The sequence below is a fragment of the Roseivivax halotolerans genome (assembly GCF_900115815.1).
Classification (GTDB): domain Bacteria; phylum Pseudomonadota; class Alphaproteobacteria; order Rhodobacterales; family Rhodobacteraceae; genus Roseivivax; species Roseivivax halotolerans.
Genome location: NZ_FOXV01000007.1, coordinates 145617 through 168555 on the forward strand (window position 1 = coordinate 145617; position 22939 = coordinate 168555).

21 protein-coding genes are annotated in these 22939 nt (G+C 65.0%); 8 read left to right on the forward strand and 13 right to left on the reverse strand.

What is annotated here, in order from left to right:
- Window positions 1-23: 23 nt before the first annotated feature.
- Window positions 24-893, reverse strand: a complete 870-nt coding sequence (locus tag BM171_RS11385; RefSeq protein WP_093012112.1) for a branched-chain amino acid aminotransferase — start codon at window positions 891-893, stop codon at window positions 24-26.
- Between the two features lie 151 nt (window positions 894-1044).
- On the opposite strand from BM171_RS11385, the gene BM171_RS11390 reads away from it, so the two are divergent.
- Window positions 1045-1557: a MarR family winged helix-turn-helix transcriptional regulator gene (locus BM171_RS11390; protein WP_093012115.1), complete on the forward strand. Its 513-nt coding sequence runs from the start codon at window positions 1045-1047 to the stop codon at window positions 1555-1557.
- The gene (locus tag BM171_RS11395) at window positions 1554-2255 is read left to right on the forward strand and encodes a response regulator (RefSeq protein WP_093012119.1); all 702 of its coding nucleotides are present in this window, start codon (window positions 1554-1556) and stop codon (window positions 2253-2255) included. The genes BM171_RS11390 and BM171_RS11395 overlap by 4 nt, the downstream gene beginning before the upstream one ends.
- A gap of 3 nt (window positions 2256-2258) precedes the next feature.
- On the opposite strand, the gene BM171_RS11400 is transcribed toward BM171_RS11395, so the two are convergent.
- From BM171_RS11400 to BM171_RS11430, 7 genes are all read right to left on the reverse strand, one after another.
- Window positions 2259-2537: a 4a-hydroxytetrahydrobiopterin dehydratase gene (locus BM171_RS11400; RefSeq protein ID WP_093012122.1), complete on the reverse strand. Its 279-nt coding sequence runs from the start codon at window positions 2535-2537 to the stop codon at window positions 2259-2261.
- Window positions 2534-3733, reverse strand: a complete 1200-nt coding sequence (locus tag BM171_RS11405; protein WP_093012125.1) for a GNAT family N-acetyltransferase — start codon at window positions 3731-3733, stop codon at window positions 2534-2536. The genes BM171_RS11400 and BM171_RS11405 overlap by 4 nt, the downstream gene beginning before the upstream one ends.
- 49 nt (window positions 3734-3782) lie before the next feature.
- Entirely contained in the window at window positions 3783-4538 is a 756-nt protein-coding gene (locus BM171_RS11410; protein WP_093012128.1) for a glycerophosphodiester phosphodiesterase family protein, read from the reverse strand.
- Between the two features lie 3 nt (window positions 4539-4541).
- Entirely contained in the window at window positions 4542-5006 is a 465-nt protein-coding gene (locus BM171_RS11415) for a RidA family protein (protein WP_093012131.1), read from the reverse strand.
- Between the two features lie 13 nt (window positions 5007-5019).
- Window positions 5020-6372, reverse strand: coding sequence for an HlyD family type I secretion periplasmic adaptor subunit (locus tag BM171_RS11420; RefSeq protein WP_093012134.1), 1353 nt, complete (start codon window positions 6370-6372; stop codon window positions 5020-5022).
- The gene (locus tag BM171_RS11425) at window positions 6369-8105 is read right to left on the reverse strand and encodes a type I secretion system permease/ATPase (RefSeq protein WP_093012137.1); all 1737 of its coding nucleotides are present in this window, start codon (window positions 8103-8105) and stop codon (window positions 6369-6371) included. Before BM171_RS11425 ends, BM171_RS11420 begins: the two co-directional genes overlap by 4 nt.
- A gap of 81 nt (window positions 8106-8186) precedes the next feature.
- Window positions 8187-10370, reverse strand: a complete 2184-nt coding sequence (locus BM171_RS11430; protein WP_093012140.1) for a transglycosylase domain-containing protein — start codon at window positions 10368-10370, stop codon at window positions 8187-8189.
- A 254-nt stretch (window positions 10371-10624) separates the two neighbouring features.
- On the opposite strand from BM171_RS11430, the gene BM171_RS11435 reads away from it, so the two are divergent.
- Both BM171_RS11435 and BM171_RS11440 read left to right on the forward strand, forming a co-directional pair.
- On the forward strand, window positions 10625-10963 hold the full coding sequence (locus tag BM171_RS11435; protein ID WP_093012143.1) for a P-II family nitrogen regulator: 339 nt from the start codon (window positions 10625-10627) through the stop codon (window positions 10961-10963).
- Between the two features lie 45 nt (window positions 10964-11008).
- Window positions 11009-12325: an ammonium transporter gene (locus tag BM171_RS11440; protein WP_093012146.1), complete on the forward strand. Its 1317-nt coding sequence runs from the start codon at window positions 11009-11011 to the stop codon at window positions 12323-12325.
- Window positions 12326-12387: 62 nt separating this feature from the next.
- Here BM171_RS11440 and BM171_RS11445 read toward each other — a convergent pair whose 3' ends face one another.
- Window positions 12388-12852, reverse strand: coding sequence for a hypothetical protein (locus tag BM171_RS11445; protein WP_175497540.1), 465 nt, complete (start codon window positions 12850-12852; stop codon window positions 12388-12390).
- 158 nt (window positions 12853-13010) lie between these two features.
- Between BM171_RS11445 and BM171_RS11450 the strand changes: the two genes are divergently transcribed.
- From BM171_RS11450 to BM171_RS11465, 4 genes are all read left to right on the forward strand, one after another.
- Window positions 13011-15617, forward strand: coding sequence for a cation:proton antiporter (locus BM171_RS11450; protein WP_093012149.1), 2607 nt, complete (start codon window positions 13011-13013; stop codon window positions 15615-15617).
- Window positions 15595-16071 (forward strand): SsrA-binding protein SmpB, encoded by a 477-nt coding sequence (gene smpB, locus BM171_RS11455; protein WP_093012152.1) that lies wholly within the window; start codon window positions 15595-15597, stop codon window positions 16069-16071. Before BM171_RS11450 ends, smpB begins: the two co-directional genes overlap by 23 nt.
- A gap of 67 nt (window positions 16072-16138) precedes the next feature.
- Window positions 16139-16993: a 3-mercaptopyruvate sulfurtransferase gene (gene sseA, locus BM171_RS11460; RefSeq protein ID WP_093012364.1), complete on the forward strand. Its 855-nt coding sequence runs from the start codon at window positions 16139-16141 to the stop codon at window positions 16991-16993.
- On the forward strand, window positions 16993-18177 hold the full coding sequence (locus BM171_RS11465) for an amino acid aminotransferase (protein ID WP_093012156.1): 1185 nt from the start codon (window positions 16993-16995) through the stop codon (window positions 18175-18177). The genes sseA and BM171_RS11465 overlap by 1 nt, the downstream gene beginning before the upstream one ends.
- Before the next feature lie 243 nt (window positions 18178-18420).
- On the opposite strand, the gene rlmH is transcribed toward BM171_RS11465, so the two are convergent.
- The 4 genes from rlmH to deoC form a co-directional block, all read right to left on the reverse strand.
- A complete protein-coding gene (rlmH, locus tag BM171_RS11470) occupies window positions 18421-18891 on the reverse strand; it encodes a 23S rRNA (pseudouridine(1915)-N(3))-methyltransferase RlmH (RefSeq protein ID WP_093012159.1) in 471 nt (156 codons plus the stop codon).
- Window positions 18892-19260 carry a ribosome silencing factor gene (gene rsfS / locus BM171_RS11475; RefSeq protein WP_093012367.1) on the reverse strand — a complete coding sequence of 123 codons (369 nt, stop codon included), beginning with the start codon at window positions 19258-19260 and terminating at the stop codon, window positions 18892-18894.
- Window positions 19261-19405: 145 nt separating this feature from the next.
- Window positions 19406-21742, reverse strand: a complete 2337-nt coding sequence (locus BM171_RS11480) for an aldehyde dehydrogenase family protein (protein ID WP_093012162.1) — start codon at window positions 21740-21742, stop codon at window positions 19406-19408.
- Window positions 21743-21752: 10 nt separating this feature from the next.
- Window positions 21753-22736, reverse strand: coding sequence for a deoxyribose-phosphate aldolase (gene deoC, locus BM171_RS11485; protein ID WP_093012165.1), 984 nt, complete (start codon window positions 22734-22736; stop codon window positions 21753-21755).
- Window positions 22737-22939: the final 203 nt, after the last annotated feature.

The window sequence follows — 22939 nt, forward strand, 5'->3', positions numbered from 1 at the left end:
GGGCACCCGGAAAGACAAGGCGCTCAGGAGCGCACCTTGTCCTCGTAGGCCTGCGCGATCTCGCGGGTGATGCCGCCGACCTCGAAGGTGTAGTCGCCGATCTGGCCGACAGGCGTGACTTCAGCGGCGGTGCCAGTGAGCCAGCATTGCTCGAAGCTCTCGAGTTCCTCGGGCATGATGTGCCGCTCGTGCACCTTGATCTGGCGCTCTTTCAGCATCCCGATCACTGTCTGCCGCGTGAGGCCGTTGAGGAAGCAGTCGGGATCGGGCGTGTGTACCTCGCCATCCTTCACGAAGAAGATGTTTGCGCCGGTCGCTTCTGCGACGTAGCCGCGGTAATCCATGAAGAGCGCGTCCGAGCAGCCCTTGGCCTCGGCGGCATGCTTGGACGTCGTACAGATCATGTAGAGACCGGCGGCCTTGGCATGAACCGGGATCGTCTCGGGCGAGGGGCGCTTCCACTTCGAGATATCGAGCTTGGCGCCCTTCATCTTCGCGTCGCCGTAATAGCTGCCCCATTCCCACGCCGCGATGGCAAGGCGGACGGGGTTCCGCGCGGAGGCGACACCCATATCCTCGCCGGCACCGCGCCATGCGACAGCACGCACGTAAGCGTCCGTCAGGCCGTTTGCCTTAAGCACCTCGGCCTTGGCGGTCTCGATCTGGTCGACGGAGAACGGAATGTCGAAATCGAGGCAACTGGCGGAGTAGTGAAGCCGTTCCGAATGGTCCCGGCTGAGGAAGATCTTGCCGTTATAGGCCCGTTCGCCTTCGAACACCGAACTGGCATAGTGCAGCCCGTGCGTCAGCACATGCACATTCGCCTCGCGCCAATCCACCATCCGACCATCCAGCCAGATCTTACCGTCGCGGTCGTCATAACCTCCGGCCATCGCGAGACTCCTCATTCGCGTTTTCATTTGTTGCGTGGGATACGTCCGGTTCGGACATAAAGTGTCCCAAAATCTGCGAGTCGCTACCAGTTCATGGTTGGAATGTCAACAAGACTGACTTAATGTCCTGAAAAAGACTTGAGGGACACACATGGCCGATCAGGACCACGCCTCACCGGCCGGCGGGGAGACGCTTCTCTTTCTGACGGACGAACAGCTTCGTCAGGGCATCGAGGCGATGTTCTTTGCCTATCGTGGCTTCACCGCCGACCCGGACATGATCCTTGCCGATTACGATTACGGTCGCGCGCATCACCGGGCGCTGCATTTCATCAACGGGGCCCCCGGAACGAACGTCAACAACCTGCTCGCCATCCTCGGTGTTACAAAACAATCGCTTAACCGTGTCTTGCGCACTCTGATCGGAGACGGTCTTGTTGAAAGCCGGGTAGGCCGGTCGGACAAGCGCGAGCGGCATCTCTACCTGACCGAGAAGGGAGCGGCCCTCGAACGGGCCTTGTCGGACGCGCAGCGCGCGCGGATGCGCAAGGCTTACCGGGATGCCGGGCCCGAGGCGGTGGCGGGGTTCAAACGCGTTCTTGAGGCGATGATGGATCCCGAGATGCGGCGCAGATATCATGCGCTCAGGGAGGGAAGGGGATGAGCGATCCAGACGCACATCTGCTGATCGTCGATGACGACGAACGCATACGCGGGTTGTTGCAGAAGTTTCTCGTACGCCACGGGTTTCTCGTAAGCGCGGCGCGCGATGCGGCCCATGCGCGACGTCTCTTGCAAGGGCTCGAATTCGACATGATCGTGCTCGACGTGATGATGCCGGGCGAAGACGGTGTGAGCCTGACGCGGCATATCCGCGAAAGCGCTCTGACGCCGATCCTGCTTCTGACCGCCAAGTCCGAGACCGAAGACAGGATTTCAGGGCTGGAGGCCGGGGCGGATGACTACCTCACCAAACCCTTCGAGCCGAAAGAACTTCTCTTGCGGATCAACGCGATCCTGCGGCGGATGCCCGAACCTGCAGCGGATGCGGCCAAGCCGAAATTCATCACGCTCGGGCCGATCCGCTACGATATCGACCGGGGCGAGATGTGGCGCGGCGAGGAGGTCGTGCGGCTCACCGCCACCGAAACGCAGCTCATGCGGATCTTTGCGAAAACCCCCGGCGAGGCGCTGACCCGATCGCAACTGGTCGAAGACCTCGGCCGCGACAAGGGCCAGGCGCAGGAGCGCGCGGTCGACGTGCAGATCACGCGGCTCCGCCGGAAGATCGAGGTCAATCCGAAAGAGCCGCGCTATCTGCAGACCGTGCGGGGCGCGGGCTACATGCTCTCGCCCGACTGAGGCTCAGAGCTTGTCCATCGCCTGTGCGAGGTCGGTGTCGCGGTCGGTCAGTCCGCCCACGTCATGGCTTGTCAGCGTGACGGTCACGCTGTTGTAGACATTGGACCATTCGGGGTGATGGTCCATCTTCTCGGCATGCATCGCCGCTTTCGACATCCAGCCGAACGCGCCCACGAAATCCTCGAACTTGAAGGTCTTGGTGATGCCCTTGCCGTCATCGGTCTTGGACCATCCGGCGTCGAGCACGGGCTTGAGATCGGCGTCGCTGAGTGTGTCGGTCATTCCTGCTCCTCTGGGTTGGCTTTGCGGAACGGGCCGTAGGAGGTGAGCACTTCGATATCCTCCTCAATGGCCCGGCGCTCTGCCTCAAGGTAATTCGCGACAGCGCCCGAGAAACCCTCGTCGGCAATCCAGTGCAAGGAATGCGTCTCGGTCGGCATGTAGCCGCGGGCGAGCTTGTGCTCGCCCTGCGCGCCCGCTTCGACGGTGGCGAGGCCATGCGCGATGGCATAGTCGATGGCTTGGTAGTAGCACGCCTCGAAATGCAGGCAGGGGTGGTGTTCGGTGCAGCCCCAATACCGGCCATAGAGCGCATCGCGACCGATAAAATTGAGCGCGCCGGCGACGTAGCGCCCCTCGCGCTCGGCCAGAACCAGCATCACGTCCTCGCGCATCGTTTCCTGTACAAGGTCGAAGAAGGCGCGCGTTAGGTAGGGCGTGCCCCATTTCCGCGCGCCGGTATCCTGGTAGAACTGCCAGAAGGCATCCCAATGCTCGGGCCGCAGGTCATCGCCGGAAATCTGGTGGATAGTGCCGCCGAAGTCCTGCGCCTGCCGCCGCTCTTTCCGCATGGTTTTGCGCTTGCGCGAGGAGAGCGAGCCCAGGAAATCGTCGAAACTCTCATAACCGTCGTTCCGCCAGTGGAATTGCTGGGTCACGCGGTGCAGCAGTCCCATCTCCGCGCCGCGCAGAGCCTCGTCTTCGGTGCAGAAGGTGACGTGCAGAGAGGACAGCCGGTTCTCCGCGCCGATCTGGATCGCACCCTGAAGAAGCGCACCGAAGCCCACCTCTTCCATGCCCGGCCGCGTCAGAAGCCTCCGTCCCGTCGCGGGAGTGAACGGCACGGCGATCTGTAGCTTGGGATAGTAGCGCCCGCCCGCGCGCTCATAGGCATGGGCCCAGTTGTGGTCGAAGATGTATTCGCCCTGGCTGTGCCCCTTGGCATAAAGCGGGGCGACCGCGATCACCTGCCCGTCGATTTCGGCGACAAGATAACGCGGATCCCAGCCCGTCCCGGTGCCGACGGAACCCGATTGCTCCAGCGCATAAAGAAAACGATGCGTCGTGAACGGATCGTTCGGCGGTCCGCCATCCGATGTCTCCGGACAGGCGCAGGCATCCCAGACCTCCGGCGCGATATCGCCGAGGCTCTGGTACAGGCTTACGGAAATGCTGCGGTCGGTCTGCCCGTCATCCATGGCGCCCAATCCCCTTTCCGGCCAGTATCTGGCCCGACGTTCAGGTCGATCAAGCGTCGTATCCCTCGAAGGTCACGTTGTCGGCAACGCTGCGGGCGTCTGCCTCCTCTTCGGGCGATCGGATCGTCCAGCACAGGATCGGCAGACCCGCGCGTTTGATCTCGGCGATCCGCGGACTTGTCAGCCCCTTTCTGTCATGGCTGACGAAACTCGCGCCGACGTTTTCAAGATCGGGGATGGCCGCAAGGCGCTCGCGGGTAGCGGCGGGAAGGATCGGCCAGTCGGATTGCAGGAAGGCGCAGGTCGTCAGGCCGCGCGGAATGTCCGGCAGAAGGTCGGCGCATCGGGCGACGCTGTGAGGATTGAACGACATGAGCGCGACCGATCCGTCATAGTCCGCAAGCGCAGCCGCTGCGGCGTCCTCCAGAGGGCCGACATCGGGGCCCATTGCGCCGTCTTGATCCTTGATCTCGATCAGTAGTGGGGCACGCCCGTCGACAAGCGCCAGGATGTCGGCCAGCGTCGGTATCGGCTCGTCACCATAAAGGAGCGGGATCGTCGTCAGCTCCGCGCTGTCGGTCTGGCGAAGCGGGCCGCATTGCCCGGTCAGCCGCCGCAGGTCGTAATCATGAAAGACCATCGCAACGCCGTCGCGCGAGAGCTGTAGATCGAGCTCTATGCCGTAGCCCTTCGCGATGGCGGCCTCGAAGGCCGCGCGGCTATTCTCGGGCCGCGAAAGGCGCGCGTCGTGGAACCCGCGATGCGCGATCGGGCGATCGAGCAAGGCGCGCGGCAGGGGCGGCATCGGTCAGGCGATCTCGAAGATGCCTTCGATCTCGACCGCGACGCCCATCGGCAGGGACGCCGCCGAGACCGCCGACCGCGCGTGCGGCCCGGCCTCTCCGAAGACCGCGACCATCAGGTCGGACGCGCCGTTCACGACCTTCGGTTGATCGGTGAAATTGGCGGTGGAATTTACGAAGCCCACGAGTTTCACCACCCGTTTGACACGCCCCAGATCGCCGCTGCAGGCCGCCTTGGCCTGCGCGATCAGCGACAGCGCGCAGCGCTCCGCCGCCTTTGCCCCGGCGGCGACATCGAGATCCTGACCGAGTTTGCCGGTGATGAGGCCGTCCGCATCCATGCTGATCTGGCCCGAGATGTGAAGAAGCGGCCCGGCCATCACGTACGGCACGTAATTCGCGGCAGGTGCGGGGGCGTCGGGCAGGCTGTGGCCAAGCTCGGCCAGGCGGGTCTCGATATCATTGGGCATTGGTGGTCTCCGATCACGTCTTTGAAAGGACGCTAGTCGCGACAAGGGCTCTGCGAAAGGGCGTTTTTGAAAGACGGGCTTCGCGGAATGCGCGCGTCATGTAATCGGTGAGCGGCTTCAGCAGATAGGCGAGGGGCGTGCGCGCGCCGGTCTTCAGGAAGGCCTCGACCGGCATGCCGGGCACAAGCGAGACACCCTCGGGCAGCGTATCTTCGGCGAACGCGATCTCTGCGCGGTAATAGCTGCGTCCCGATTGCTGCTCGGTCAGCGCATCTGCCGAGACCCAGGACACCGTGCCATCGATCCGGGGCGTGCGCCGCTGATCGAGCGCGGTGAGGCGCAGCGTGACCGGCTGGCCGGGCCAGACACGGTCGATCTCCGACGCCGCGATCTGGGCCATCACGCGGAAACTCTGGTCCTGCGGAACGAGCGTCATGATCGGATCGCGCGGCCCGATCACCGCCCGTGCGGCGGTGACCCGCAGATCGTGGACCACGCCCGCAATCGGCGCGACGATCTCGAGCCTGCGGCGATCCTCGGCCAAGGCCGCGCGGCGGGCGTCCAGGAGCCGCAGATCGGCGCTCGTGTCCCGCAATTCCGCGATAACCTCCGCTCGGCGCTCTTCCTCGAGCCGGGCAGCCAGTGCATCGACCTCCTGGCTTTGCATTCGCGTGGCGCTGGCTTGCACGGCGAGCGTGTCGAGCCGTGCATCGAGCTGTGCCGCGGTTCGCTGGAGGCCCCGCACGCGCGTCATCTGCACCAGCCCCTGGTCGAGGAGGCTCTGCTGATCGCCCAGCTCTTCGCGCACGATGGCCCGCTCCGCGATGATGCCCGCGCGTTCCGTCTCGTAGGCGCGCAGCTCTTCGGCGAGGCGGGCGCGCATGATCTCGCGCTCGCGCGTCTCCTCTGCGCGGGTGCGGGCACGGGCATCGAAGAGGTTTTCCTGCCCGGTCGCAAGTTCGGCCACAGCCGGATCGGTCTTGGCCCGCGCGAGAAGGGGGGGCGCGAAGGAGAGAGTGTCGCTGCCGTCCCGCTCCGCCTCGAGCCGGGCGCGGCGGGCAAGGAGTTCGAAATACTGGCTGTCGGCCTCCGCGATCTCTGCATCGAGACGGGTGGGGTCGAGCCGGACGAGCGTGTCGCCCGCCGCGACGCTGTCCCCCTCACGCAGGGGAACCGCTGCGACAACTCCGCCTTCGGGATGCTGGACGACGACCTCGTCCGTCGCGACCTCGATCACCGCCGGAGCGATCACCGCGCCCTCGATGCTCGCCGTCGCGCCCCAAAGGCCGAGGCCGCCCGCAAGGGCCGCAAGAACGGTGAGCCCGCCAAAGATCGGACCTTTCAGCGAATAGGAACGCCCGCTCATCCCGCCACGCCTTCCGCACCCCGAACGGCGGGCGCGAGGCTTGCATGGTTCGCGACGCGCGCGCGCAAAACCTCTTCGCGCGGGCCGAGCGCCGTGCGCTGCCCCGCTTCGAGCATCATCAGGATATCGCATTCGGCGATGGCTGAAGGTCTATGCGCCATGATGATTGCCGCGCCGCCTGACGCCTTCACGCTACAGACGGCGGCGTTGAGCGCGGTCGCCCCCGGGTGGTCGAGATGCGCGTCGGGCTCATCGAGAACGAGCAGCACCGGATCGCCGTAGAGCGCCCGTGCGAGGCCGATCCGCTGTGCCTGCCCACCCGAGAGAGGCGCGCCGGGGGCGGTTATCTGGGTCTCATATCCTTGCGGAAGGCTCAGAATCATCTCGTGCACGCCGGCTGCCTTGGCAGCTTTCAGGATCGCCTCGGCATCGGGATCTTCGTCCATCCGGGCGATATTCTCCGCCACGGTGCCATCGAAGAGGCTCACGCGCTGTGGCAGGTAACCGATCAATCGCCCGAGGCGTTCGGGATCGTAACGGTCGAGCCGCGCACCGCCGAGGCGGATTTCACCGATCCGCGCAGGCCAGAGGCCGACCAATGCGCGGGCGAGCGTGGTCTTGCCGGCGCCGGACGGCCCGATGACGCCGAGCGCCTGGCCGGGCGCGATCTCGAAGCTGACATTGCGAAGCGCGGGATGCGCTTGTCCCGGCGGCAGAATGGTCACGCCCTGCGCCTCGATGCGGCCTTCGGGACGTGGCAGGGCGAGGAGTTCGGGCGCTTCGGGCTCGGTGTTCAGTGATCGGCTCATGTTGCGCCAGGCGGCAAGCGCGGTGGAGAGGAGCCGCCATTGCCCGATCACCGCCTCGATCGGCGCAAGCGCACGGCCCAGAAGGATCGATGCCGCGATCATCGCGCCGGGACTGACCATTCCGGCGATGGCAAGCCATGCGCCAAGACCGAGCATCGCCGACTGCAGGAGAAGCCGGATCGCGCGCGCCGTGGCTGTGAACCCGCCCACCCTGTCTGAAAGCGTGACATGATCGTCGAGCGCGGTCCGCCGGCGGCGCAGCCAGCGATCCTCGAGACTGCCGCGCATTCCGAGTGCGAAAATGGTCTCGCGTTCCCCCTTGGCCTGCGCCTCGAGTCGCTGCGTGCGGGTCTGCTCTGCAGCGAGGCCGGATTCCTGCGGCGTCGTCGTCCAGCGCTGCGTCAGCGCGATCAGCACGAGGACCGCGCCGCCCGTCAGCGCAAGAAGGCCGAGCCACGGATGGAAGAGCGCGATGACCAGGAGAAACAGTGGTGTCCAGGGAATGTCGAAGACCGAGGCGGCGGCCGACGAGGACAGACCACGGGTCACGGTCGACAGCGCCTCCGGCCCTGGAGCCAGACCTTGATGCATGTTGTCTTCAGTCTGCGCGAGGGAGAGGCGGAACGCGACGGGATCGAGCCGCGCCTGAAAGCTCGCCGCGATCCGCGACAGCGCCCGGCTGCGGAAGGCATCGATGAGCCCCATCGCGGCATAGAGAAACAGCGCCAGCGCCGACAGCGCCACGAGAGTCTCGACCGAACCGGAGCCCAGCACGCGGTCGTAGACTTGCAGCATGTAGAGGGGGCCGGTGAACATCAGAAGGTTGATCGCGGCGCTGAAGAGCGCCACGGCGATCAGCCCGCGCCGCACGCCCCGCCGTGCGCGGCGCAGCTCTGCCCTCGTCGATTCGCCCCTCGATGCCATCGCGTCCGTTCCCTGTCCGGGACGTACCTTACGACACGGTATGTTACCTGTCCATTTACGGTCGCGCGCCTCGCGCCGCCGTTAATTGCCGAAGAGATCGCGCAACACCGAATCGATGATCGCACCTACAGGGTCCTGCGGTTGCTGACGACGCTGCGGTTGTGGCTGGGGTTGCTGCTGCGGTTGCGGCTGTTGCTGCACCTGTGGCTGCGGCGCTTGCGGCACCGACATCGGCAGATCGCGCACCGGCAGACCATCATGGACCCGAGCCATCGTTTCGCGCCAGATCTCGGACGGCAGGCCGCCACCGGTGACACCGCTCAGAGGCGTGTTGTCGTCATAGCCCATCCAGACACCGGCCACGTAATCGGCGGTGAAGCCCACGAACCAGGCATCGCGCTGCTCGTTCGAGGTGCCGGTCTTGCCGGCGGCGGGTCTGCCGATCTGCGCCCGCGTTCCCGTGCCTTCGGAGATCACCTTCTCCATCATGAAGACGAGCTCACGCGCGGCTTCCTCCTGGATCACCCGCTCCCCGATGCCGCCTTGCACGTCGAGCAAGGGCTCGTTGTCGCCCTGGTAACGCAGCTGGTTGACGCCATAAGGCTTGACCGAGGAGCCGCCGTTGAGAATGCCCGCATAGGCGCCCGTCATCTCGAGCAGCGTCGATTCCGACACGCCGAGCGCGACCGACGGGGTGTCCACCACGCGGCTGTCGATGCCGAAATCCGTGGCGACGCGCGCCACGAGGTCGCGCCCAACGCTCTCGGAAATCTTCACCGCGGGAATGTTCAGAGAGCGCTTCAACGCTTCCGTCAGCGTGACGCGGCCGGCGTAGTTTCTAGAGTAGTTCTCGGGGCACCATTGGCCCGACCCTGGAATGTTCATGCAGAATGGCTCGTCGACCACGGTATCGTAGGGGCTGTAGCCGAGCTCGAGCGCGGTTGCGTAGACGAAGGGCTTGAAGGCTGACCCGGTTTGGCGCTTGGCCTGTGTGGCGCGATTGAAGACGCCCGACACGCCTGTCTTGCGGCCGCCGACCATCGCGCGCACCGCGCCGTCCGCGGACATCACGACGATCGCCGCCTGCGCCTTCGAGCCATCGCGGACCTTCTCGTCGAAGATCTGGATCATCGCATCCTCGGCGGCCTGCTGCAGGCGCGGGTCTAGCGTCGTGGTGATCTCCACATCCTCGCGCGAGGAGACATCCGCAAAGGGTGGGAGCGTGTCCATGATCCAATCGGCGAAGTAGCCGCCATCCCGGCGTTCGGCCGCCCGCGAGAGCGTCGCGGGGTTGGCTCTCGCGGTCTGCGCTTCGGCAGAGGTGAGGTATCCTTGGTCCTCCATCAGCCCGATGACCACGTTCGCGCGGTTCTGGCTGCGCTCGAGATCATTGGTGGGCGCGAGTGTCGACGGGGCCGTCAGAAGCCCGGCGAGCATCGCGGACTCGGACGCCTCCAGAAGCGCGGCGGGTTTCGAGAAATAGCGCTGCGACGCGGCCTCCGCGCCGTAGGCGCCGCCGCCCAAATAGGCGCGGTTGAGGTAGATCGAAAGGATCTCGTCCTTGCTGTACTTCGCCTCCATCGCCAGCGCGTAGATCGCCTCGCGGGCCTTCCGCGCGATCGAGCTTTCGCGGCAATCGGCAATGTATTGGCTTTCCGTCTCCCAGACCGAACTGTCGTAGCGCACGCCGAGGCAGAGCAGTTTCGCCGTCTGCTGCGTGATGGTCGAGCCGCCATGACCCGAGAGCGGGCCACGCCCTTCGCGCAGGTTGATGCGAATGGCCGAGGCGATGCCGCGCGGGCTGACACCGACATGCCAGTAAAAGCGTCGGTCCTCTGTCGCGATGACTGCGTGCTTGAGGTGACGCGACACGGTGTCGGCGGTGACCACGCCGCCGAACTGATCGCCGCGCCAGGCGAACACCTCGCCGTTCCGGTCGTAGAGCGTCACGGACCCGTTCGCGCGGCCGTCGAGAAATTCATCGACAGGGGGCAGTGTCGTGTAGGTGTAGCCGACCCATAGCCCGACCAGCAGAATTGCCACCAGGGCGACGCGCGACGTGACAACCCACACAAGCCGCATCAGGAAGCGGAAAAGCCCAAGGATCATGGCTGCGATCGGGTTGAGTTTGCGTCCGCCGCCGCCGCGACCGCCACGCTTTTTCGGAGGCGTTTTGCGGGCCTTCGGTTTGGCCGGCTGTGCCTTGCCCTTGGCCGGCCGCCGGTCGGCGACAAGCCTGCGCTTGTTCTTCGGTGAATCGCTCATGGGTCCTGCCGGGGCCTCGTTCGTTTGGGGGAAGATAAACCTTCGGCGGCCGGATGTGGACAGAGCCTCGCGGATTTTTCAGAGTTTTATAAGTGGTTAATTTTTGTGCGGTTAGCCTAAAGCGCACAAAAATTATGCGAAAACTCTGGCGTGGCGGCTCCAAATAGGGCGTTTTCCTTCCCCTAATCCCTCCGTCTTTCTTTTCTGCAGCTGCGAATTGCAGGTTCCGGCCTGCCAAACCGAAAGGGACGAAGGTGAAACTCATCATTGCGACGATCAAGCCGTTCAAGCTGGAGGAGGTGCGCGAGGCGCTCACCGCCATCGGCGTGCGCGGCATGATGGTGACCGAGATCAAGGGCTTCGGATCGCAGTCCGGCCACACGGAAATCTATCGCGGCGCGGAATATGCCGTGAATTTCGTACCGAAGATCAAACTCGAAATCGCCGTTGCAGCCTCGATGGCCGACCAGGTGATCGAGACGATCGCCAAGACCGCGAAGACCGGCAAGATCGGCGACGGCAAGATTTTCGTGCTCGATGTGGGTCAGGCGATCCGCGTCCGGACCGGCGAAACCGACGCGGACGCGCTCTGAGCGCGCGGCGGCCCGCCAACAAGATCACAAAGGGAAACGGACACAATGAAACTTTTCAAGACACTCGCTCCGGCCGTCGCGCTTGCCGCGCTCCCGAGCCTCGGCCTCGCCCAGGAGGCAGAGGCCGCGCCGGACATCAATCCGTATATCTTCACCACCCTGCTGTTCCTCATCGGCGGCTTCCTGGTGTTCTGGATGGCAGCGGGCTTCGCGATGCTCGAGGCCGGCCTCGTGCGCTCCAAGAACGTCACGATGCAGCTCACCAAGAACATCGCGCTCTTCTCGATCGCGGCCATTATGTACTGGCTCGTCGGCTTCAACCTGATGTATCCCGGAGATGGCTGGATCATCCCCGGCTATGTCGGCGGCTTCTTCAACATCACCTCGCTTGAGCCCGTGGGTCTCGACGCGGCCGATGCCGCGCTCGATTACGCATCGGTCGGCTCGGACTTCTTCTTCCAGCTGATGTTCTGCGCGACCACCGCGTCGATCGTTTCTGGCACCCTGGCCGAGCGTATCAAGCTGTGGCCGTTCCTGATCTTCGTCGTCGTGCTGACCGGCTTCATCTACCCGATCGAAGCATCCTGGCAGTGGGGTGGCGGCTGGCTCTCCGAAGCGGGCTTCTCCGACTTCGCAGGCTCGACGCTGGTACACGCAGCCGGTGGCTGGGCGGCTCTCGCGGGTGCCCTTATCCTCGGTCCGCGCCTCGGCAAGTACTCCAAGGATGGCCGCACCGTGCCGATGCCAGGTTCGAACCTCGCGCTGGCCACTCTGGGCACGTTCATCCTGTGGCTCGGCTGGTTCGGCTTCAACGGCGGCTCGCAGCTCGCAATGGGCACCGTGGGTGACGTCACCGATGTCAGCCGGATCTTCGCCAACACCAACATGGCCGCTGCCTCGGGTGCGGTTGCCGCGCTAATCCTCACGCAGGTGATGTACAAGAAGCCCGACCTCACCATGACGTTGAACGGCGCCCTCGCAGGTCTCGTGTCGATCACGGCAGAGCCGCTCGCTCCATCGCTCTTCGGCGCGCTTCTCACCGGTGCGGTCGGCGGTGTGATCGTGGTCTTCACCGTGCCGCTGCTCGACAAGCTGAAGATCGACGATGTCGTCGGCGCGATCCCGGTGCACCTCTTCGCCGGTATCTGGGGCACGCTCGCTGTGGCCTTCTACACCGGCAACTGGGGTGCACAGATCATGGGCATCGTCTCTATCGGCCTCTTCACCTTCGTGGTCTCGGCCATCGTCTGGTTCATCCTGAAGGCCCTCGGCGGCATCCGGGTGTCCGAAGAAGCAGAGATCGCGGGGCTCGACATGTCCGAGCTCGGTATGGAGGCATATCCCGAGTTCTCCAAGGGCTGAGCTCCTCCCTCACAGCCTTTGAATGACGGACCCGGGCGAGCGATCGCCCGGGTTTTTTGCTGTCAGGAGATCCGGCGGCACCGAGCGCCTTCGAGCCGTAAGCGACACTCGACGCACAGAAGCGGCAGCGCGACGCGAGACGCGGCGAGCGTTACGGGCAGAATCGCGTCGGGCCGGACGAGGAACATCGCCTCGGCCAGCGCCGCCTCGCGTTCGGCCTCGAGCGAGACCAGCAGGAACCGGCAGAGCGCGTCCTCGTCCGGCGTCAGCGTCGCATCGCCGGGATCGCCGAGACGCGGCATGTGCCAGGCGCTTTTCCGCAGGATCCTGTCGAGATCCTCGAACGCAGAGAGGCAGGCGCGGGCTCGTCCCGCACCGAGGTCATGGCAGAGTCCGGACCAGACCTGAGCCTGAGCCTCGGCCCCCTCCGGCCAGAGCCGGAGCATCACGAGAAAGCGTGCTTCGGGACTGCGAAGCATCTCGATACGCCGCGTCGCGATTTCGGAGGAAACGAGGGTCTGATGCATGAGCGATCCTTTCGCGATTATTCCTGATTAAAACAATCAGAAAAGTCAATCACGCCATGGCTTACTGAGGAGCCGAAGGTCGAAGATTCGCCGATTGCGGCGCGACTTTTCAAAAAAGTCAGTTCCGCTTCGCGCCATGTCGCGCTAGCTCAAGTTACATGGATGTCGTTGTCGTCATTGCGATTATCGCGGGATTGTTCATCGTGCTCGGCGTGGCTGAACCGCTCGCCGGTCGCTTGCGGCTGCCTTACACGGTGATCCTCGCGCTGATCGGGATCGTGATCGGCCTTCTTGCCTCGTTCTTCCTCAGAACCGAGCTGACCGATGCTCTGAACCCGGTCGCGAATGCGATCCTCGATTTCCCGATCCGGTCGAACGTCTTCCTTTATGTTTTCCTGCCGACGTTGCTGTTCCAGGTGACGCTTGGCATGAACCTGCGCCGCATGGCGGACGATTGGGTGCCGATCCTCGTCCTTGCCGTGGTCGCGGTCTTCTTCTCGACGCTGGTCGTAGGCTACACGCTGTCGCTGGTCAGCGGGATGGAACTTGTGGCCTGTCTTCTACTGGCGGCGATCGTATCGACGACCGATCCGTCGGCGGTTGTCTCGATCTTCCGCTCCATCGCCGCGCCACGGAGGCTTGCGCGCATCATCGAAGGCGAAAGCCTGATGAACGACGCCGCCGCCATCGCGCTCTTCGGTCTTCTGATGGGCTTCGTGATGCAAGGGGTGCCGGACCCGACATGGACCGGGGCGCTCCTGAGGTTTCCCGGCCTCATCTTCGGCGGCGCGGCGGTCGGGTTCCTGCTGGCGCGGGCGACCGTCTTCGTGATGTCCTTCTTCGACCGCTACGAGGCGGCGCAGGTGTCGCTCTCGGTGGCGCTACCCTATCTGGCCTATATCGCCGCCGAGCAGATGCTCGGGGCTTCGGGCGTCATCGCCGTGGTCGCCTCGGGCATGACGATGACGGTGGCGGCCCCCGGTGCCATCAGCCCGACGAGCTGGAACAACATGCGGGAAGTCTGGACGCTGTTGTCGCATTGGGCGGGCGGCTTCATCTTCGTTCTCGCCGCACTGCTGATCCCGCGCCTTTTGCAGGATGTGACGCTCGTCGATATCGGCCTCATCCTCGTCGTCGCCGGGGCGGCGCTTGCGGCGCGGGCGGTGATCCTGTTCGGGCTTCTGCCCCTCCTGACGCTGGTGCGCCTTTCTCCGGCGGTGGAGCGGCCCTACCGCACTGCGATCCTCTGGGGCGGCTTGCGCGGCGCGGTGACGCTGGTGCTTGCGCTCGCCGTCACCGAAAGCCTCCGAGTGCCCGAAGAGACGCGCCGCATGATCGGCATCCTTGCCACGGGCTATACGCTGTTCACTCTGATCGTTCAGGGCTCGTCGCTGAGATGGGTTATCAGCAAGCTGCGGCTCGACCGTCTCTCGCCGCTCGACGCTGCGCTGGCAAAGCAAGTCATTGCCGTGGCGCTTCAGGCAGTCCGCGAAGAGGTTTCGGAGACCACCAAGAATTACGACATCAGCCATGACATCGCCCGATCCGAAGCCAAGAGCTTCGGTGAGCGGCTCGACGGGGCGGTCAAGGAGGCGGAGAACTCCGAAGACGTTCTCGATCGCGACCGGATCACGCTGGGCCTCGTTGCGCTGGCCAGCGCGGAGCGGGACATCGTTCTGGAACGCCTGAAAGAGCGTGCCGTCTCTTCGCGGCTCGGAGACCGCATCCTGTCGGACGTGGACCGGCTGGTCGAGGCGGCGCGGCAATCGGGCCGCTTCGGATATCGCCGCGCCGCGCGTCAGGCGGTTGGGTTGAACCTGTCCTTCCGAATTGCGGTGCGGCTCTTCAACCGCGCGCGCATCTCTGCGCCGCTCGGGCGGCTGACGGCAGACCGCTTCGAGGTGCTGCTGTTGCAGGGCCTCGTCCTGCGCGATCTCGACGGGTTCATCGACCGGCGCATCCGGCGCATTCACGGCCGGCGCGTGGCCGAGCTCTTGCACGAGCTTCTGGCGCGGCGCGCCGAAATGGTCGAACAGGCGCTCGACGGTCTGCGCCTGCAATATCCCGGGTATGCCGAGGAACTCGAGCGCCGCTTCATCCGGCGCACGGCGCTGCGGCTGGAGAAACGCGAATATGACGAGCTTCTCGAGGAAGGTCTGATCGGGGTCGAGCTGCATACCGACCTGATGCACCGTCTGGCCCGCCGCATGGCGCGCGAGGATCGCCGGCCGGCGCTCGATATCGTGCTGCAGAAGGCGGAGATCGCGCGGCAATTCCCGCTCTTTTCGGAACTCGACGATGCGACGCTGCAGCGTCTCTCCAAGGCGCTGATTACGCGCTACGCCTCCGAAGGCGACATGATCCTCAGCCATGCCTCGGTGCCGGAGACAGTCTATTTCATCGCATCGGGCGCGGTCGAGCTCCGTACGCGCGGTGTGTCCTACCGGCTTGGCCGGGGCGAATTGTTCGGCCAGCTTGCCATGCTCACGAAATCGGCGCGCAAGACAGAAGTGCGCGCGATCGCGCCCTCGACGCTGCTCGCCCTCGACGAGCGGCGGTTCCGCCGGCTCCTGCGCCGCTCGACCGCGCTGCAGGACGCGGTGCGCGAAAGCGCCGAGAAGCGCGGCATCAAGGTGCCCTATCTCGACGAGCTTCAGGAGCAACGCGAGGTGAAATCATCGGGCAAGCGCACTAAGTCCCCCGGATGGACAGAGACGCGCGAAGAGGATAGCCACGACGGTCATGGCAAAGAAGAAAGACGATAACCCGAATTGCAAGGTGATCGCCGAGAACCGGCGCGCCCGCTTCGACTATCAGATCGAAGAGGATGTGGAATGCGGGATCGTGCTGACGGGCTCGGAGGTGAAATCCCTGCGACTCAACCAGGCGAACATCGCCGAGAGCTATGCCGAGGTTAAGGATGGCGAGTTGTGGCTGATCAACAGCTACATCGCGCCGTACGAACAGGCGATGTTCGGCCACGAGGATCGCCGCCCGCGCAAGCTTTTGGCCTCCCGGCGCGAGCTGGCGCGGTTCTGGAACGAGACGGCGCGCAAGGGCATGACGCTGGTTCCGCTGGTCCTTTACTTCAATCATCGCGGCATGGCGAAGATCAAGGTTGCGCTGGCCAAGGGCAAGAAGACCCATGACAAGCGCGAAACCGAAGCCAAGCGCGACTGGAACCGTCAGAAGCAAAGGCTTTTGAAAGAACATGGCTGAGCTTGCCTCTGCCCTGGCCGCACCGTAATCAAAGCCCGCACTCCATGACCCGAGCGAGGTGGTGAACGTGACAGACGATCCCAAGACCCTGGTCTCGACCGACTGGCTGGCCCGGCATCTGTCGGATCCCGACCTTCGTATCCTCGATGCAAGCTGGTACCTGCCGGATATGGGCCGGGAAGGGCGCGCGGAATACGACGCCGCGCATATTCCCGGGGCGCGTTTCGTCAATATCGACGATCTGAGCGACGCGCGGTCCGACTTGCCGCACATGGCCCCGCCGCCCGAGAAGTTCATGAGCCGGATGCGTGCAATGGGCGTCGGTGACGGCCATCAGGTCGTGGTCTATGACGGCGCGGGCATGTTCTCCGCTGCGCGGATCTGGTGGCTCTTCAAGTTGATGGGGCACGCCGATGTCGCGGTTCTCGATGGCGGCTTTCCGAAATGGCAAGCCGAGGGTCATCCCGTGGAGGATGTCGCGCCCGTGGTGCGCGATCGGCACATGACCGTGCGGCGCCAGGCCCATCTTGCACGCGATGTCACGCAGGTCTCTTCGGCGGCGAAACTTGGCGATCACGAGATCATCGACGCCCGCTCTCCCGGCCGCTTCCGGGGCGAGGAGGCGGAGCCGCGCCCGGGCATGCGCGCAGGTCACATTCCCGGCTCCAAGAACGTCCATTACGCAGCCTTGCTCAACGAGGACGGCACGATGAAGGCGCCCGACCAGCTTCGGGACGTGTTCGAGAGCGCCGGGATCGACCTTTCCAAGCCCGCGATCACCACCTGCGGATCCGGCGTCACCGCCGCGATCCTGAGCCTTGCCATGGAGCGGTTCGGCAAGAGCGACCATTCCCTTTATGACGGCTCCTGGTCCGAATGGGGCCAGTTTCCCACCTTGCCCGTCGCAACCGGAGACGACTGATGTTCGAACATCTCAAAGAACAACCCGCCGACAAGATCCTTGCCCTGATGCAGGCCTACAAGGACGATCCGCGCGAGGACAAGATCGACCTCGGGGTCGGCGTCTACAAGGACGCCACGGGCAACACGCCGATCATGCGCGCGATCAAGACCGCCGAGAAGCAGCTCTGGGAGGCCGAGGAGACGAAGGCTTATACCGGGCTCGCGGGCGATCCGAAATTCGGGGATCGCATGGCCGAGCTGGTGCTCGGCGACGCGGTTCCACTCTCCAAGGTCGCGCGGGTCGCAACGCCCGGCGGCACCGGTGCGGTGCGCCAGGCCTTCGATATGATCCGAATGGCCAATCCCGATGCGCGCGTCTTCGTCTCGGATCCGACCTGGCCGAACCACCTGTCGATCCTGAAGCACATGGAAATCCCCCATGTCGCCTATCGGTATTTCGATAGCGAGACGGGCGGCGTCGATTTCGAGGGCATGATGTCCGATCTCGCGGATGCAAAGCGCGGCGACGTCGTGCTGCTGCACGGCTGCTGTCACAACCCGACGGGCGCGAACCTCAACATGGAGGAGTGGAAGGCGGTCGCGGACCTTCTGAACAAGCAGGGCGCGATCCCGATGATCGACATCGCCTACCAGGGGTTTGGCGACGGGCTCGAGGACGACGCCGCTCCGACGCGCCTCGTTGCCGCGCATTGTCCCGAGACGCTGATCGCGGCCTCCTGCTCCAAGAATTTCGGCATCTACCGGGAGCGGACGGGCTGTCTGATGGCCATCGCCCACGAAGAAGGCCGCCACAAGGTGAACCAGGGCACGCTGGCCTATCTCAACCGGCAGAACTTTTCCTTCCCGCCCGATCACGGTGCGCGGCTGGTGCTGATGGTGCTGGGCGACGACGCGCTTCGCACCGATTGGGAGGCCGAGCTCGAGGACGTCCGCACCGGCATGCTGCGCCTGCGCCAGCAACTCGCGGACGAGCTGCGCGAACGCTCCGGCTCGGACCGGTTCGGCTTTCTTGCACAGCATCGCGGCATGTTCTCGCGGCTCGGCGTCGGACCCGACAAGGTCGAGGCGCTGCGGGAGAAACACGGGATCTACATGGTCGGCGACAGCCGCATGAACATCGCTGGCCTCAACGAGGAGACGGTGCCGAAGCTCGCCCGCGCGATCATCGACGTCGGCATTTGATCCGTCGGAGCGGGCGGCAGGGCCGCCCGCGCAGCTCATGTCGTCCGGGGCCATAGGCCCCGGTCTCCGGTTTGCCTCCGGCGGGAGTATTTATCGCCGGCTCATACATGAAGCGCGGACGCGAAACCCCCGCCGGCGTGAGGCGCGGCGGGGGTGGTCATACATCCGTATGATCCGGCGCGGTCATCGGCGCTCCCGCCTGTACCGCGCGTCGACTTTGGCCGGGCCTGGTTAATTCAAGGTTTACGTGCGGTGATAGGGCGTTCCCGCCAGGATCGTGGCGGCGCGGTAGATCTGCTCGGCGAGCATCACGCGGGCCAGCATGTGCGGCCAGACCATCTCTCCGAGGCTGAGCGTGGCGTCGGCGCTGTCGCGAAAGGCATGGTCGAGCCCGTCCGCGCCGCCAATGGCGAAGACGACATCCTGCCGGCCGGTATCGCGCCACTTGGCCAGAAGATCCGCGAATTGAGGGGAAGACAGGCGCGCGCCGCGTTCGTCGAGGCAGCACAGTAGAGCACCTTTGGGCAAGGCGGCGGAGAGAAGAGCGGCCTCCGAGGCTGCGCCGCCGCCTTTCTTGTCCTCGACCTCGGTCACGTTTACCGGACCGAGGCCGAGGCCCCGACCGGTCTTGCCCGCGCGGTCAAGGTAATCGTCAACGAGCGTTTTCTCCGGCCCCTTTCGGAGCCGGCCGACCACGCAGAGATGCAGCCGCACCTACTGGGCTTTGTGGGCCTGCGGCGCTGGCATCCACATCTTCTCGATCTGGTAGAACTCGCGCACTTCGGGACGGAAAACGTGAACGACCACGTCGCCCGCATCGATCAGAACCCAATCGCCGGTTTCCTTGCCCTCGGTCTTGGACATGATGCCGTAGGCTTGTTTGAGATCGTCCGCGACCTTTTCTGCGATCGCTCCGATCTGGCGTGACGACCGGCCCGAGCAGACCACCATGTAATCGGCCATGGCGGATTTACCGCGCAGATCGATCTGCACAACGTCTTCGGCCTTCATGTCGTCGAGGGTGTTCCGGATCGCGGCAAGCGTCGTCTCGCTTGCGGGTTCGGAATGAGTCTGGCCCGTCATCGGGCCGCCGATGTCAGCGGCATAGGCCGCGGAAGCATTAGGCACCAGGACAATGTCCTCCTCTGGATGGCGCGCAGGTTAACGCACCGCGCATGGCGTAAGTAAAGGATAGCATCGTGGGCATGAAATCTCAATGACACAGCCATCATGCGCCGTAAGGAACCCACACGGTCTTGATCTCGGTCGCGGCATCGAGGAACGCGCGGGCGCCTGCCTCCGGTCCGAACCAGTCGCGGCTCTTGCCGTAATTGACCCAGCTGCGCTTCAGGTTGCCCGCCGCGCGGCGTTCGATTCCCGCAGAGAGATCCGCGCCGGAGAAGGACCAGACCGAGTCCACGTCCGCGTGATCGGCGAGTGTCTTCGCCAGATCCTCGTGCGGTCCGGTCAAAAGGTTCACGGCCCCTGCCGGGATGTCCGAGGTTTCGAGGAGCTGGGTCATTTCCTGCGCGATCAGCGGGAACGGCTCGGAGGCGACGAGTACCAGCCGGTTGCCCATCGCGAGCGCGGGCGCCATGACCGAGATCATTCCCAAGAGCGGCACCTCGTCCGGCAGGAGCGCGCCGATCACGCCGGTCGGTTCGCGGAGCGCCATCGCAAGGCCGCGCATGGGCACGGCGCGGGCCTCTCCTGCGAACTTGTCGGCCCAGGCCGCGGCATCGAAGAGACGCGATATCGCCGTTTCGACTTCTTTCGCGCCGGACTTCCCGCCGGTCATCGCGTTGAGGCGCTGCGCCAGTTCGTCGCTACGGGCCGAGAGGTTCTCACCGAGATAGTAGAGCACCTGCGCGCGCGTATGGGCGGTGGCACCGGCCCAGCCTTTCGCGGCGCGTGCCGCCTCGACCGCGTTTCGCACATCCTTGCGGTTCGCGATCGGCGCCTGACCCAGGACCCGACCCTTGGCGTCGTAGACGACCTGCGCGTAGCCCCCATCGGGACGGGTCTGCTTGCCGCCGATATAGAGCTTGGCGGTGCGGTCCACGGCCTGCGGCTCCACGGCGTCGCCCTCGAACGGCTTGATGCGCTTCAGCGCCTTCGCGCTGCCGGCAGGCTTGGTGTAGGCCATGAGGCCCTCCGGGCCGCCCTCGCGGCCGAAGCCCGACTCGCGCATCCCGCCGAAGGGCGCGGCGGCATCGAACATGTTGGTGCCGTTGATCCAGACCACGCCCGAGACGAGTTGCGGCGCGATATCGAGCGCGACGTTGATGTTCTCGGACCAGACCGAAGCGGCTAGGCCGTACCGGGTGTTGTTGGCGAGTTCCACCGCCTCGGTGGGCGTGCGGAACGTGGTCGATACGAGAACGGGGCCGAAGATCTCTTCCTGCATGAGCGGCGAGGCGGGTGCGAGATCGCTGATGAGCGTCGGAGGATAGAAGCAGCCCTCGGGAACGGGCGCATCGGCCCGGTAGACATCGCCCTCGGCCCCATCGACCAGCGCGCGGATTCGCGAGAGCTGCTCGGGATGCACGATCGCGCCGACATCGATGGACTTGTCCAGCGGATCCCCGACACGCAGCTTGTCCATCCGGGCGCGCAGCTTCTGGTGGAAGCGCTCCGCGATGCTCTCCTGCACCAAAAGACGCGAGCCCGCGCAGCAGACCTGCCCGCCATTGAACCAGATCGCATCGACAAGTCCTTCGACTGCGCTGTCGAGATCGGCGTCGTCGAAGACGATGTAGGGAGACTTCCCGCCAAGCTCGAGCGTCAGGGCCTTGCCACTGCCAGCCGTCGCCTCACGGATCTTGCGGCCGACCTCGGTGGAACCGGTGAACGCGACCTTGTCGACCTCGGCGGAGACCAGCGCCGCGCCGGTTACGCCATCGCCCGTGACGATGTTGACGACGCCCTTCGGCAGCCCTGCCTGCCGGCAGATATCGGCGAAGAGAAGCGCGGTGAGCGATGTCCACTCGGCGGGTTTCAGAACCACCGTATTGCCCATGGCAAGCGCGGGCGCGATCTTCCAGGACAGCATCAGGAGCGGGAAATTCCACGGCACGACCTGGCCGCAAACGCCGTGGGCGACGCGGCCCTGCATAGTGTCTTCCATGAGCTGCGCGCAGCCCGCGTGATGGTAGAAGTGCCGCTGGGCGAGGGGGATGTCGATATCGCGGCTTTCCCGGATGGGCTTGCCGTTATCGAGGCTCTCCAGCACGGCGAAGAGCCGCGAATGTTTCTGCAGAAGCCGGGCGATCGCGTAGAGATGCCGGGCGCGGCCCGGCCCGCCAAGCTTTTCCCACGGCCCTTGTGCCTTGCGCGCGGCGGCGACAGCCTTTTCGACGTCGCTTTCGCTGCCTTGCGTGATCTCGGCAAGCACCTCGCCTGTAGCGGGGTTCGTCGTCTCGAACGTCTCGCCGGGCTTCGTGAAGCTGCCGTCGATGAAATGTCCGAACCGAGCGCCCTGGTCCGTGATCCAGGCCAAAGCGTCACCCGCGCCTTCGGGAGCAGTGCCGTAGTCCATTGTCTCGAAGATCTCTTTCACGCCCATTCGGGAATCCTCACGCCGATGCGTGCCGCCAGGCCGCCGAATAGGCGCCGGTGACATGGTGTTCCAGTTGCCGCTCGATATCGCCCAGAAGGCTCGAGGCGCCGAAGCGGAAGAGATGCGGCGAGAGCCAGTCGTCGCCCAGTTCTTCCTTGATGAGAGCGAGATAGGTCAGCGCGTCCTTCGCCTTGGAGATGCCGCCCGCGGGCTTGTAACCGATCCGGACGCCCGTCGCGTCGTGAAAGTCGCGGATCGCGCGGATCATCACCAGGCTGACGGGCAGGGTGGCGTTGACGCTTTCCTTGCCCGTCGAGGTCTTGATGAAATCGGCCCCCGCCATCATCGCAACGAGGCTTGCGCGGGCGACGTTCTGCAGCGTGCCAAGCTCGCCGGTCGCGAGGATCGCCTTCACATGTGCATCGCCGCAAGCCTCGCGGAAGGCGCGCATTTCGTCGTAAAGGGCCTGCCAATTGCCGGACAGGACATGGCGGCGCGAGATCACGATGTCGATCTCCTGCGCGCCGGCATTCACGCTTTCTCCGATCTCGGCGAGGCGCAGATGGAAGGGCGAGAGGCCCGCCGGAAAGCCCGTGGAGACGGCAGCGACGGGGATGCCCGAGCCTTCGAGGAAGGAAACGGCCGGCGCGACCATGTCGTGATAGACGCAGACCGCGCCGGTGGTCAGGCCTTCGAGCCCGAGCGCCTCGAGGATATCGGCGCGCACCGGCTGGCGCGCCTTGGCGCAGAGCCGCCGCACACGACCCTCCGTGTCATCGCCGGAGAGCGTGGTCAGGTCGATCATCGAAACCGCGCGGGCCAGCCAGGCGGCCTGGTGGTCCTTCTTCACGCTTCGGCGACCCGGCAGCGTCGCCGCACGCCGCTCGATCGCCGAGCGGTTCGCGGTCGCGCGCATGACCCAGTCGAGATCGAGCGCGAGCCCCGGATTTCGGGGCTCGACGGTCTGGGGCAGGTGCGTGGCGAGGCGTGTCTCGTGCATGGGAAAGCCGTCTTTCGGTAGATTAGCCGAACGGTCGCATGCGGAGCCTCCATGAGCAAGAAGTGCCGCGCCGTCACGCTGCTCCCCCCGGTATTGGATAACCCGAGCCATGGGGGCTGTGCGCTCGCGCAGGGAGGCTTTGCGCAGGTCGGCATGGACCTCTTCGGGCGTCGCCGTAGTTTTCCATCCAAAGCTCAGGAGGA

Bases quoted from the DNA above. Each gene is read 5' to 3' on its own strand.
- BM171_RS11385 (WP_093012112.1), bottom strand. From the start codon at position 893: ATGGCCGGAGGTTATGACGACCGCGACGGTAAGATCTGGCTGGATGGT.
- BM171_RS11390 (WP_093012115.1), top strand. From the start codon at position 1,045: ATGGCCGATCAGGACCACGCCTCACCGGCCGGCGGGGAGACGCTTCTC.
- BM171_RS11395 (WP_093012119.1), top strand. From the start codon at position 1,554: ATGAGCGATCCAGACGCACATCTGCTGATCGTCGATGACGACGAACGC.
- BM171_RS11400 (WP_093012122.1), bottom strand. From the start codon at position 2,537: ATGACCGACACACTCAGCGACGCCGATCTCAAGCCCGTGCTCGACGCC.
- BM171_RS11405 (WP_093012125.1), bottom strand. From the start codon at position 3,733: ATGGATGACGGGCAGACCGACCGCAGCATTTCCGTAAGCCTGTACCAG.
- BM171_RS11410 (WP_093012128.1), bottom strand. From the start codon at position 4,538: ATGCCGCCCCTGCCGCGCGCCTTGCTCGATCGCCCGATCGCGCATCGC.
- BM171_RS11415 (WP_093012131.1), bottom strand. From the start codon at position 5,006: ATGCCCAATGATATCGAGACCCGCCTGGCCGAGCTTGGCCACAGCCTG.
- BM171_RS11420 (WP_093012134.1), bottom strand. From the start codon at position 6,372: ATGAGCGGGCGTTCCTATTCGCTGAAAGGTCCGATCTTTGGCGGGCTC.
- BM171_RS11425 (WP_093012137.1), bottom strand. From the start codon at position 8,105: ATGGCATCGAGGGGCGAATCGACGAGGGCAGAGCTGCGCCGCGCACGG.
- BM171_RS11430 (WP_093012140.1), bottom strand. From the start codon at position 10,370: ATGAGCGATTCACCGAAGAACAAGCGCAGGCTTGTCGCCGACCGGCGG.
- BM171_RS11440 (WP_093012146.1), top strand. From the start codon at position 11,009: ATGAAACTTTTCAAGACACTCGCTCCGGCCGTCGCGCTTGCCGCGCTC.
- BM171_RS11445 (WP_175497540.1), bottom strand. From the start codon at position 12,852: ATGCATCAGACCCTCGTTTCCTCCGAAATCGCGACGCGGCGTATCGAG.
- BM171_RS11450 (WP_093012149.1), top strand. From the start codon at position 13,011: ATGGATGTCGTTGTCGTCATTGCGATTATCGCGGGATTGTTCATCGTG.
- smpB (WP_093012152.1), top strand. From the start codon at position 15,595: ATGGCAAAGAAGAAAGACGATAACCCGAATTGCAAGGTGATCGCCGAG.
- BM171_RS11465 (WP_093012156.1), top strand. From the start codon at position 16,993: ATGTTCGAACATCTCAAAGAACAACCCGCCGACAAGATCCTTGCCCTG.
- rsfS (WP_093012367.1), bottom strand. From the start codon at position 19,260: ATGACGGGCCAGACTCATTCCGAACCCGCAAGCGAGACGACGCTTGCC.
- BM171_RS11480 (WP_093012162.1), bottom strand. From the start codon at position 21,742: ATGGGCGTGAAAGAGATCTTCGAGACAATGGACTACGGCACTGCTCCC.
- deoC (WP_093012165.1), bottom strand. From the start codon at position 22,736: ATGCACGAGACACGCCTCGCCACGCACCTGCCCCAGACCGTCGAGCCC.